Below are 11,425 nucleotides of genomic sequence, written 5' to 3'. Positions count from 1 at the left end.
GCGTACCCCCGGTCCGGGCCGGCGGCGGCGTCCAGCTCCTCGTCCGGGTGGAACCAGGCCCAGTCGGTGATCTCCCCGTCCGGGCAGCCGAGCCGGACCACGGCGGGGTCGGCGGTACCGAAGTCGTGGAAGAACTGCACGATGGGGTGGTCCGCGCCCGGAGCCGGATGCTGCCAGACCACCGCGAGCAGCGGCCCGGCCGGCCGGTCGAGTCCGGTCTCCTCGCGCAGCTCGCGGGCGGCCCCGGTCGGCGAGTCCTCGTGGGTGTCGAGCACGCCGCCGGGGAAGTTCCACCGCCCGGCGTCCGGCCGCCGGTCCGGCTCCCGGACCCGTGGCTTGACCATCAGCAGCCGCCCGTCCGGCGCGGTCACCACGGCGGCCGTGCACAGCCACGCGCGCGGCGTGGTCGCGAGCCACTGGGAGCGCGGCAGATGCGGGCGGGCCGGCGCGTGCGCCCGCAGGAAGCGCACGGTGGCGGGGGAGAGGCCGGGCAGGTTGTCGGTGAAGAACCAGGCGTGCGTGGCGTGCCGGGGGAGGACGAGCCGGTCCATCGCGCCGGGCGCGTACGCGGACAGCGCGTACACGTGCCGTCGCGCCGGCCGCGCGCCCTCCTCGAACACCCCGACCGGTCGCACCGCGCCGGCGGCCACCCCGCACGCCTCGGCCAGCGCGCGCACGGCCGCCGCCTGCGGCTCCTCGGCCGGCCGCACGACGGCGGACGGCAACTCCCAGCAGCCGTCCGGTCGGCGCAGCAGCAGCACCCGGCCCGGCACGTCCGTGACGAGCACGACGGCGAGCGGCGGGGGACAGGACGAACGCTCCACCCGGGGGGCCTCCTTCGGCGAGGGGAACGACGGGGCACGGGCGCGGTGCCGGGACGGCTCAGCGGCCACCGCCGAGGTCCAGCCGTGCGTACCCGTCCACCGCACCGAAGCCGAGCCCCCGGCGGAGCGCCGCCCCGTCCCCGGTGGCCCTCAGCCCGGCCGGGCCGCAGCCGGCCGCCGCGAGCGCCTCGACCGACGCGGCCGTGACGGCCCGGCCGGGCCCCCGCCGCGGGTGCGCCGGATCCCTGACCACGGTGTGGATCCGCCCCCACCGTCCCGTCGGGCGGCTCGGCCCCCGGTAACCGTGGTGGATGCTGCCGATCGCGCAGGCCGCCGGTCCGCGGCCGCCGCCGGGCGGCGCCACTAAGGCGCGCAGGTGCAGATCGCGGCCCGGCCGGGCCCGAAGGTCGTCGCGGAAGGCGGCCCGCCACCGCTCGTCCAGCGGCGCGCCGTCCAGCACCGCGACCCGCAGCCGCAGCCGCTCGTCCGCGTCGCCCGGCCGGGCGGCCCGCACCCCGCCGCCCACCGCGTCCTCGCCCACCGGCGCCACCTCCGTCCGCCCCGCCCCTTCCGGTGCGGGCCCCCCTACCCGCCCGCACCCGCCCCGGAACCTCCGCCGGACCTCGGCCGCCGCCCGGCCGACGGCCCCGCCGGGTGCCGTTACCAGCCGGACTCGACGAGGACGCAGGCCTCCGGGGTGAGGCGGTGGGTCCGGCCGGAGTGGCCGACGATCCGGCAACGGCTCTGCACCACCAGCCGCCAACAGGTGGCGGCCCGGCCCTCCGGCCGGTCGGTGCGGTCCTCCGCCGGCCGGATGCCGACGCCCCCGTCCATGCCGGGCACGCTGAAGCCCAGGGCGGGGTCCGCCGGTTCGGTCAGCACGCCGACCTGCGGGAGCACCAGGGCCGCTGGTCCGCCTCCCGCACCAGGTGCAGCGGTTGCGGCTCCGGCAGCGGGAGCGGGGCGTCGCGTCCGAGACGGGCGGCGCGGTCGACGGGGCGCTCGCCGTCCGTGGAGCGCAGGGTGCGCCAGGCACCCGCGGCCGGCAGCCGGTGGACCACCTCGGCCGGGGCGTCGAGCCAGGCGGCCCGGTGCAGCGGTGCCCAGCCGCTGCGACCTCCCACCCGCCGGGCGTTGGCCAGGCCCGGCGACCGTTCCACGGCGGCCGGCACCCCGTCCGGTCGCCCCGGTACGCGGCATCGGACAGCCGGTCACGCTCCGCCCGGTGCGCCTCCTTGGAGAGGCTGCGTTCCCCCACGCCGTCCCCCTCGGCCACGCCCGTCCCCCTCCGCCCCGGTGCCGCGCATCGTCGTGGAGGGCGCCGCCGCGTCACGCCCCCGGTGCCGGGCGGAGTACCCGGCGGACGGCGGCCCGCAGCCACTGGTGGGCGCCGTCGGCGGTGTGGCGGGGGTGCCGGGTGTGCGAGCCGACGACCACCTCGACCCGTCCGCGCACGGCGTCGCTGAGGCGGGCGGGATCGCGGACCACGACGCGCAACGCTCTCCGCGCGCGGGCGCGGGCGCGGCCTCGACCACGGCGACGCGGCGACCGTCGAGCGTGCCTTCGCCGGCGCCGACGCCGTCTTCCGGCTGGTGCCCCCGGACGGCTCGCGCACACCCGAGCAGGCCTACAGCGGCTTCACCCGCCCCGCCGCGCGGGCGTTCGCCGCCCACGGCGCCGCCCACGTCGTCCGCGTCTCGGCGCCCGGCCGCGGCACCCCGCAGGCCGCCCGGGCCGGGTTGGTCACCGCCTCCCCGGCCATGGACGACCTGATCGCCGGATCCGGCGTCGCCCACCGGGCCCTCGCCAACCCGTCCTTCTACGAGAACCTGTTGGAGGAGGCCGCCTCGATCCGCGAGCACGGGGTGTTCGGCGACACCGCCGCCGCGGACCGCCGGGCCCCGCCGGTGGCCGTCGCCGACATCGCCGCGGCGGCGGCCGGGCTGCTGCTGGACCGCTCCTGGAGCGGCGTCGACAGCGTCCCGGTGCTTGGCCCGCAGGAGCTGTCGCCCGACGACCTGGGCCGCACCATGACCGAGGAGCCGGGCCGTCCGGTCCGCCACCGGCGGCAGCCGCTGGACGAGCTGCGCTCCGAACTGCTCGGCCACGGCCTCGACGCGGCGTTCGTCGAGGCCGTGGCCGACATGAAGCGCGCCCAGGACCAGGGTCCGGACGCGGGCGCCGGCCGCCCGGCCCGGAGTCCGGCCCGGACAGCGCCGTCGCGGCGGCCCGGATCACTGGACGTCGGGCGGCGGCGTCGGGCAGGCGGCGGCCCGGCCGGGCGGGGCCGGGTGGCTGAGCAGGGACCAGAGGACCCAGCCCGTCAGACCGCTGGGCGCGATCACGATCCGGCTCCACCGGGTGCCCAGCGGGGAGATCCAGGTGTCGACGATCTCGGCCGGCTCCCCGCACCGGGCCAGACCCAGCACCGCGCCGTCGACCGAGTGCTCGCGCCGGACGTTGGCCGCGCTCGCGGCGACGACCCAGCCGGCCCGGGCCTCCGGCGGGGGAGGCCCGGGAGGCCGTTCCGGGGGCGGACGGTGGTCGGTCTCCACGGCCACCACCAGGAGGGTGACGACCAGCAGGGACAGTGCGGCCCAGGTGGCCCTTGCGACGTGTACGGACATGCCGGGCACAACGAGCCGGCCGCGCGGTGCGGCCCGCGGCCGGCCCAGGGCCACCCGGAAGGCCCTTCCCGCCTCGCCCGGGCGGGTGGCGGCCGCGTCCGGGTGCCGCAGACCCGGGCCCCCGCTCCGCGCCACGAGGCCGACTCCGGTGCGGACGGGGTGTCACGGACCCTGCGGCCACCCGGGCGGCCGGGGCACCTGTCCATGGTGGCCCCTACGATGTCCGGCATGAACACTGGGGCGCCGGAGACGCGGCTCATCGACAACCGCTTCGAACTCATGGAACGCCTCGGCGGCGGGGGCATGGGCCTGGTCTGGCGCGCCCGCGACACCATGCTGCACCGCGAGGTCGCGCTCAAGGAGGTCCGCCCGCCGGACCCGGCCATGGCCGCGGCCGACCCCACCGCCGCCGACGAACTGCGCGAGCGGGTGCTGCGCGAGGCCCGGGCGCTCGCCCGCCTCCAGCACCCGAACGTCGCGGTGATCCACCACATCGTCGACACCCCCGGCCACCCGCACCCCTGGCTGGTCATGGAGCTGGTCACCGGCGGCAGCCTCGCCGACCGGATAGCCCGCGGCCCGCTCTCCGTCCCCGAGGCCGCCCGGATCGGCCGCGGCGTGCTCGCCGCGCTGCGCGCCGCCCACGAGGCCGGCATCCAGCACCGCGACGTCAAGCCCGGCAACGTGCTGCTGCGCGCCGACGGCACCCCCGTCCTCACCGACTTCGGCATCGCCGCGATGCAGGACGCCACCGCGCTCACCGCCACCGGCGCGCTGATCGGCTCGCCCGAGTACATCGCTCCGGAGCGGATCCGCGGCGAGGAGGGCAACCCGTCCTCCGACCTGTGGTCGCTCGGCATGCTGCTGTACGTCGCCGTCGAGGGCCACCACCCGCTGCGCCGCGCCACCACGCTGGCCACCCTCGCGGCCGTCCTCGACGAGCCGCTGCCCCCGCCGACCCGCTGCGGGCCGCTGGGTCCGGTGCTGGCGGCGCTGCTGGCCCGCGACCCCGCGGTGCGGCCGGACGCCGCACAGCTCGACCGGGCGCTCGCGGCGGCCGAAGCGGGCGCGGTGGGCGCGGCGGGCATGGGTCCCGGAGGGCCGCAGCCGTCCTGGGCGCCGGCCCCGCCGCCCGCCGCGCAGCCGCCCGCCGGGGCGTACCCGGGCCCGCCCTCCGGGTCGTACCCGCACCCGTACGCCGGGGCGTACCCGGGCCCGTACGCGGAGCCGTCCTCGGGCACGTTCGTGGAGCACTCCTCGGGCACGGCGTACCTCCCCGGGCCCGTCGACGACACCGGGACCCAGCTCCTCGGCGCGACCGGCCCCGCCACGACGCCCCCGCCGCCCGCCCGCCGCCGGACCGGTGCCACGGTCACCCTCGCCGTCGCCGGGGTCGCCCTGGCGAGCGTGCTCGCCTGGACGCTGCGCCCGGACGGGACGGGCGACGCGGTGGACCCGGCCGCCGCCCCGACCGGGACGTCGGCCCCCACGGCCGGGGGCGGCGCCCCGACGGCCCCGGCCGCAGCCGCGTCCACCGGCCCGGCCGCCGCACCGTCCGGGACCGCGTCCCTCGCGCCGCCCGCCGCCGGCACCGCGGCTGCCGGTACCACCTCCGCCGCGCCGACCGTCAAGCCGCCGGCGAAGCCGTCCAAGGACCTGCTGACCCCGGACGGCGTGCGCACCGCCGTCGCGGCGATCACCGCCCAGAGCGGCGGCACGAAGGTCAAGGCGCTCAACGTCTACGGGACCTACGCGAACGCCCAGGTGCCCACGGCCGACGGCCGGAACTACGACTGGTACGACTACCGGGACGGCAAGGTCACCAAGCGCGCCGGGGGGTCGATGGGCAAGGACAAGCCCGTGGACCTCGCCCAGTACGACTGGGACGTCGTCCCCGCGCTGCTGAAGAAGGCCGAGGAGACCCTCAACGTCAAGGACCCGACCAACCGTTACCTGGTCATCGACATGTTCCCGCTCGACAACGTGACGACCATCCGGGTCTACCTCTCCAACGAGTACCACAACAGCGGGTACCTGGTGGCGGACACCAAGGGGAACCTCCGCCACACCTACCCCTCCGACTGAGCCGTGCCGCGGCGGTCCCGGACGCGGCCCGCGCGGCACGGCCGGGGCACGGACGGGGCACCACCGCAGGGCGGGCGCCCGCTCCCGGGCCCAAGCTGGACTGGTCCCGCGGCGGCGCCGACCCGCCCGGGACCGACCGGCCGATCAGGCCGTCCGACCATCAGACCGACCGACCGACCGACCGACCGCCTGACCGTCCGGCCGGCCGACGAGCGAGGAGCCGTCACCAGATGAGCGAGAACCACCACGTCCTGCTGCTCGACTTCACCGACCTTGCCGCCTGCCGGGCCGCTTTCGACGAGGCCGCCCACCTGCCCGGCCTGCGCCAGTCCGCGATCGTCGAGCGCCTGGCCGACGGCACCCTGGACTTCCCGGCGTCCCAGGTGCGCGGGGCGGGCGCGCCGACCGTGGGCGCGGGCGTGGCCGGCGGCCTCGCCGGGCTGCTCGGCGGCCCGATCGGCGTCCTGCTGGGCTGGGCGGCCGGAACGGCGATCGGCAACGCCGCCGAGACCTGGCGCGACCACGAGGGCGGCGCCGCGCTGATCGTGCTGAGCGAGGAGGTCGACGAGGGCCACTGCCTGCTGGTGCTCGACCTCGCCGAGGCCTCGCCGGAACCCGCCGAGGAGCTGGCGGCCCGCCACGGCGTCACCCTCCGCCGCCTCCCGGCCGCCGAGCTGGCCGATCGCGTCAAGGCGGCCCGCCGCGCCGCCGGGTAGCGGAGGTCCCGGAAAGCGGATGCCGCCCGCCCGCCGATGGCGCAGCATGATCCGTATGCCTGATTCCTCGGTCCTCACCCGCGCTGAGGCCGTCGAGCGCCGCCGGCTGCTCGACGTCCGCGCCGTCCGCCTCGACCTCGACCTGACCCGCGGCCCGGAGGTGTTCGGCTCCACGACGGTGATCCGCTTCGGCTGCACCGCCCCCGGCGCCGGGACGCACGTGGACGTCGAACCGTCGAGCCTCCGCCGGGTGGTGCTGAACGGCCGCGCGCTGGACGTCGGCGCGCTGCGGGCCGGGCGCTTCCCGCTGACCGGCCTGGCGGCCGAGAACGAACTCACCGTCGAGGCGGACATGGCCTACTCGCACACCGGCGAGGGCATGCACCGCTTCACCGACCCCGCCGACGGCGAGGACTACGTCTACACCCAGTCCTTCCTCGACGACGGCCCCCGGGTGTTCGCCTCCTTCGACCAGCCCGACCTCAAGGCGCCCTACACGGTGTCCGTCACCGCGCCGCCGCAGTGGACCGTGGTCGGCAACGGCGCGGGCCGCCAGGTCGCGCCCGGCCGCTGGGAGTTCACGCCCACCCCGGCGATCAGCAGCTACCTGGTCGCGGTGGTGGCCGGCCCGCTGCACTCCGTGCGCGCCGACCACGACGGGATCCCGCTCGGCCTGCACTGCCGCCGCTCGCTCGCCGCCCACCTGGACGCCGAGGCCGCCGAGCTGCTGGAAATCACCCGGCAGGGCTTCGACCACTACCACCGGATCTTCCGGCGCCGCTACGCCTTCGACAGCTACGACCAGTGCTTCGTCCCGGAGTTCAACCTCGGCGCGATGGAGAACCCGGGCTGCGTCACGCTGCGCGACGACTACGTCTTCCGCTCCGCCGTGACCGACACCCAGCGCGAGCACCGTGCCCTGGTGGTGGTGCACGAGATGGCGCACATGTGGTTCGGCGACCTCGTCACCATGACGTGGTGGGACGACCTGTGGCTCAACGAGTCCTTCGCCGAGTACATGGCCCACGAGGTCACGGCCGCCGCCACCCGCTTCACCGGCGCCTGGACCGCCTTCGCCGCCGACGGGAAGACCTGGGGCTACGACGCCGACCAGCGCCCCTCCACCCACCCGGTGGCACCGACCACGGTGGACGACACCGCCGAGGCGCTGCAGAACTTCGACGGCATCTCCTACGCCAAGGGCGCCGCCGCGCTGCGCCAGCTGGTCGCCTGGCTCGGCGAGGAGGCCTTCCTGGCGGGCGTCAACGACCACGTCGACGCGCACGCCTTCGGCAACGCCACCCTCGACGACCTGCTCCGGGCCCTGACGGCGGCCAGTGGGCGCGACGTCCACGGCTGGGCCGACCGCTGGCTGCGCACCACCGGCGTGGACACCCTGCGGGTGACCGACGGCCGGATCGCGCACACCTCCGCCGACGGCGTGCTGCGCCCGCACCGGCTGACCGTGGGCCACTACCGGCGCACCGCCGACGGCGCCCTGGAGCTGTCCGACCGCGTACCGCTCGACCTGCCCGCCGACGGCACCGGGGCACCGGTGAACGGCGCCGAGCTGACGCTGCCCAATGACACCGACCTCGGCTTCGCCAAGATCCGGCTCGACCCCGGCTCCTGGCGGACCGTGCGCTCCTCGCTCGGCGCCGTGCCCGAGGAGCTGGCCCGGGCCGTGCTCTGGGGCTCCGCCCGGGACCAGGTGCTGGACGGCGAGCTCGCGCCGGGCGCGTACCTGGAGCTGGTCGCGGCCCACCTGCCCGGCGAGACCTCGGTGCACCTGGTGGACGCGGTGCTCTCCTTCGCCCGCACCTTCGTCGCGGACCGCGCCGTGCCGCCCGCCGGCCGTCCGGCGGCGCTGGCCGTACTGGCGCAGGTCTGCCGGGCCCTGCTGCGCCGCACCGGGGGCGAGCCCGACCGCACCGGCCTGCGTCTGGTGGCCGTCCGCGGGGCGATCGCCGCCGCCGACGCGTCGCAGGCCGCCGAACTCCGCGACTGGCTGGCGGCCGGGACGGTGCCCGGCGGACCGGCGCTCGACCCGGACCTGCGCTGGCACCTGCTGCTGCGGCTGTGCGTGCTCGGCGCGGCGGGCGAGCCGGAGATCGCCGCCGAGCTGGCCGCCGACCCCAGCGACACCAGCGAGGAGGGCGCCGCCCGCTGCCGCGCCGCGCTGCCCGACCCGGCGGCCAAGGAGGCCGCCTGGCGGGCGCTGTTCCACGGCGACCTCTCCAACTACCTGGCGTCCGCCACCGCCGCCGGTCTCTGGCAGCCCGAGCAGGCGCAGCTGCTGGACGGGCTGGTCGCGCGCTACTTCGAGGAACTGGGGCCGGCCGCCGCCCGCCGCGGCCCCGCCCTGGCCCGGGTCCTCACCAGGGAGGGCTTCCCCGCCTTCGCCGCGACCGGGCGGACGGTGCGGGCGGCCGAGGCCTGTCTGGCCGACCCGGACCTCACCGCGGCGACCCGGCGCGGACTGGTGGACCAGCTGGACACGCTGCGCCGCGCGGTCCGGGCGCGGGCGCTGGGCGGGCAGTAGCCCCACCCGGGCGCGGGCGCGGGGGCGGGGTGCAGGGGAGGGCGCGCGGGGCGGGCGGCGGGCGCGCGGGTGGGCGGCCCGGCGCCCGGCGCGCGGGGGCTCAGTACCGCTCGCCCCGGCCCGTCCCCGCCTCCAGGAGGACCTGGCCCGCCGGGGTGCGGTGGTACAGCACCGAACGGCCGGCCCGGCGGCGCAGCGCGAGCCCGGACTCGCGCAGGATCCGCAGGTGGCGGCCCACCGACCCGAGCGGCAGCCGGGTCAGGGCCACCAGCTGACTGGTGGTCTTCGGCGCCTCCAGCAGGGCGAGCAACTCGGCGCGGCCGGGCCCCAGCAGGGCGGCCAGCGCCTGCGGCACCGGGGGGCGGTCCTCCTCGGCCAGCACCCCCGAGCACGGGTAGACCACCGCGTACCGGCGGCCCGGTGCCGCGCGCCGCCGCCCGTCGACCGGCGGCACGTCCCAGCAGAGCCAGCTCTGCTGCGGGGTGACCGGGACGAACAGCAGGTGCACGCCGGTGAGGTCCATCGGCTGCGGCCCGGCGTCCCGGAGACCGATCCCCAGCCGGTCGCCGCCGAGCCAGCGCATCCCGGGGCGCAGACCGCTCAGCGCGTCCGCCCAGCCGCCCGCCCCGAGCCGGGCGGTGCGGGCCAGCACGTCCGCCTCGATGACCCGCCGGCGCCGGGCCCACGTCGGCTCCACGGTCTCCGCCCACACCCAGGCCAGCAGGTCGGCGGCGCGTCCGGCCAGGTCGTCGCGCTCCAGCAGGGGCGGGGGCGCGGTGCCCAGGGTCTCGGCCAGGTCCGCCCGGGCGACGGCGGGCGGCGTCGCCCGGACCTCCGCCAGCTCCCGGGCGAACAGCGCCCCGTCCGCGCGGTGCTGCTCGGCGCCCGGCGTCGGAGTGAGGAAGGTGGCGTTCCAGCGCGGGCCGAGCGCGGCCCGGACCAGGGCAGCGGTCACCGGGTCGGCCGCCAGCCGCTCCCGGTAGCGGGGGAGTGCCGCGCCCAGCCACCGCCGCTCGCCCGGGTGGGCGCCGCCGCCGTGGTGCAGGGTCTTCAGCGCGGCGACCGTCTCGGCCAGCGGGGAGAGCGCGAACCGGCTCCCCGCGAGGGTGTCCGCGTCCAGCCGCCACCACCCCATGCCCCCGCCCTCCGTCAGGTTTCGCCGCCGCGCGAAAACCTAACGCCGTGCCGATCGCGGCGGAAAGACTCCGCCGCATGCGCACCTACCGAGAGCTGTTCCGCGACCGCGGGTTCACCGCCCTGTTCCTGTACTCCGCCGCCCAGACGGCGGCCCAGACGGTCGCCGGACTGGCGCTGGGCGTGCTGGTGTACCGGCGCACCGACTCGCCGCTGCTCGCCTCGCTCGCCATGTTCGGCCCGGCGTTCGCCCAACTGCTCGGCGCGGTCACCGTGCTCTCGGCCGCCGACCGGCTCCCGCCGCGCGCCGCCCTGACCGGCCTCGGCCTGCTGCTCGCCCTCGGCACCGGCCTCCAGGCGCTGCCCGGGCTGCCGGTGGCGGCGCTGTTCCCGGTGCTGCTCGCCCTCGGGGTGGCCGGCGCGGCGGGCGGGGGAGTGCGCTACGGGCTGCTCCAGGAACTGCTGGGCCGTGACGGCTACCTGCTGGGGCGCTCCGCCCTCGGCCTGGCGGCGGGCCTGGTCCAGATCGGCGGGTTCGCGCTCGGCGGCGCGCTGGTGGCCGCCCTCGCCCCGTCCGGCGCGCTGCTCACGGCCGCCGCCCTGCACCTGCTGTCCGCCGGCACGGCCCGCGCCGGCCTGCTCCGCCGCCCGCCCCGGGCGGCCGGACGGCCGTCGGTCGCCGGCACCTGGCGGGCCGACGTCCGGCTCTGGTCGTCCGCGCCGCGCCGGACCGTCTACCTGGCGCTGTGGGTGCCCAACGGCCTGGTCGTCGGCGTCGAGTCGCTCTACGTCCCGTACCGCCCGGACGCGGCCGGCCTGCTGTTCGCCACCGGGGCGCTCGGCATGCTGGCCGGGGACGTGCTCGCCGGACGGCTGCTGCCGGCCCGCCGTCGGGAGCAGGTGGTGGTGCCGCTCTGCGCGCTGCTCGCCGCGCCGTACCTGGGCTTCGCGCTGGAGCCCGCGCTGCCGCTCGCGGCGGCACTGGTCGCGGTGGCCACCGTCGGGTACGGGGCGGGACTGCTGCTCCAGGAGCGGCTGGTGGCGCTGACGCCGCCCGAGTTGAGCGGGCAGGCGCTCGGCCTGCACGGCTCCGGGATGCTCGCGCTGCAGGGCGTCGGCGCGGCGGCCGCGGGCGCGCTGGCGGAGGCGACCTCGGCCGCCACCGCCATGGCGGGGACCGCCGCCGCCTCACTGGCCGTCACCGCGCTGCTCGCGCCGGGACTGCGGCGCGGTTCCGGCGCCGCCCCGGGGCCGGGGGACTGACGGTGCGTGGTGCTAGCATCCGCGCCATCCGAACGAAGATCGAACAGGGTGGGCGCGGTGCAGGACGACCAGCTGCGGAAGCAGGAGCAGGAGCAGGATCCGGAGGGGAGAGCCGGGGCCCGGCGCCGCCGCATCGCCATCGGCGTCGCGGCAGGCGTGTGCACCCTGGCGCTGGTGGGCGCGGGCGGCTGGGCGATGACCGGGTCGGACGCCGCGGAGCCGGCGCCCGCGGCA

11 protein-coding genes are annotated in these 11,425 nt (G+C 78.1%); 4 read left to right on the top strand and 7 right to left on the bottom strand.

The window, feature by feature from the left end; genetic code table 11:
• The 6 genes from ACFXAM_RS34135 to ACFXAM_RS34110 all read right to left on the bottom strand — a co-directional run.
• Positions 1-824, bottom strand: an 824-nt coding sequence (locus tag ACFXAM_RS34135; protein ID WP_380297235.1) for an NUDIX domain-containing protein, incomplete at its 3' end; no start/stop codon positions are given.
• 58 nt (positions 825-882) lie between these two features.
• A complete protein-coding gene (locus tag ACFXAM_RS34130) occupies positions 883-1,365 on the bottom strand; it encodes a hypothetical protein (protein WP_380297233.1) in 483 nt (160 codons plus the stop codon).
• A 119-nt stretch (positions 1,366-1,484) separates the two neighbouring features.
• Positions 1,485-1,706 carry a hypothetical protein gene (locus ACFXAM_RS34125; protein WP_380297231.1) on the bottom strand — a complete coding sequence of 74 codons (222 nt, stop codon included), beginning with the start codon at positions 1,704-1,706 and terminating at the stop codon, positions 1,485-1,487.
• Entirely contained in the window at positions 1,700-1,984 is a 285-nt protein-coding gene (locus tag ACFXAM_RS34120; protein WP_380297230.1) for a hypothetical protein, read from the bottom strand. The genes ACFXAM_RS34125 and ACFXAM_RS34120 overlap by 7 nt, the downstream gene beginning before the upstream one ends.
• 169 nt (positions 1,985-2,153) lie before the next feature.
• On the bottom strand, positions 2,154-2,312 hold the full coding sequence (locus ACFXAM_RS34115) for a hypothetical protein (protein WP_380297228.1): 159 nt from the start codon (positions 2,310-2,312) through the stop codon (positions 2,154-2,156).
• A gap of 746 nt (positions 2,313-3,058) precedes the next feature.
• Entirely contained in the window at positions 3,059-3,451 is a 393-nt protein-coding gene (locus ACFXAM_RS34110) for an SH3 domain-containing protein (RefSeq protein ID WP_380297226.1), read from the bottom strand.
• Between the two features lie 228 nt (positions 3,452-3,679).
• Here ACFXAM_RS34110 and ACFXAM_RS34105 point away from each other — a divergent pair, with 228 nt between their 5' ends.
• The 3 genes from ACFXAM_RS34105 to pepN all read left to right on the top strand — a co-directional run bounded on the left by ACFXAM_RS34105 (position 3,680) and on the right by pepN (position 8,794).
• Positions 3,680-5,536, top strand: coding sequence for a serine/threonine-protein kinase (locus ACFXAM_RS34105; RefSeq protein WP_380297225.1), 1,857 nt, complete (start codon positions 3,680-3,682; stop codon positions 5,534-5,536).
• A 230-nt stretch (positions 5,537-5,766) separates the two neighbouring features.
• Positions 5,767-6,252 (top strand): histidine kinase, encoded by a 486-nt coding sequence (locus tag ACFXAM_RS34100; RefSeq protein WP_380297223.1) that lies wholly within the window; start codon positions 5,767-5,769, stop codon positions 6,250-6,252.
• A gap of 55 nt (positions 6,253-6,307) precedes the next feature.
• On the top strand, positions 6,308-8,794 hold the full coding sequence (pepN, locus tag ACFXAM_RS34095) for an aminopeptidase N (protein WP_380297221.1): 2,487 nt from the start codon (positions 6,308-6,310) through the stop codon (positions 8,792-8,794).
• 100 nt (positions 8,795-8,894) lie between these two features.
• Here pepN and ACFXAM_RS34090 read toward each other — a convergent pair whose 3' ends face one another.
• Positions 8,895-9,929: an ArsR family transcriptional regulator gene (locus ACFXAM_RS34090; RefSeq protein ID WP_380297219.1), complete on the bottom strand. Its 1,035-nt coding sequence runs from the start codon at positions 9,927-9,929 to the stop codon at positions 8,895-8,897.
• 77 nt (positions 9,930-10,006) lie between these two features.
• Here ACFXAM_RS34090 and ACFXAM_RS34085 point away from each other — a divergent pair, with 77 nt between their 5' ends.
• Positions 10,007-11,191 (top strand): MFS transporter, encoded by a 1,185-nt coding sequence (locus ACFXAM_RS34085; protein WP_380297218.1) that lies wholly within the window; start codon positions 10,007-10,009, stop codon positions 11,189-11,191.
• Positions 11,192-11,425 lie beyond the last annotated feature (234 nt).

It is taken from the genome of Kitasatospora sp. NPDC059462, assembly GCF_042749955.1.
In the GTDB taxonomy this organism is placed as follows: Bacteria; Actinomycetota; Actinomycetes; order Streptomycetales; family Streptomycetaceae; genus Kitasatospora.
Note: the sequence above shows the minus strand (reverse complement) of the source record. Positions and strands in the feature narration are given on the sequence as shown.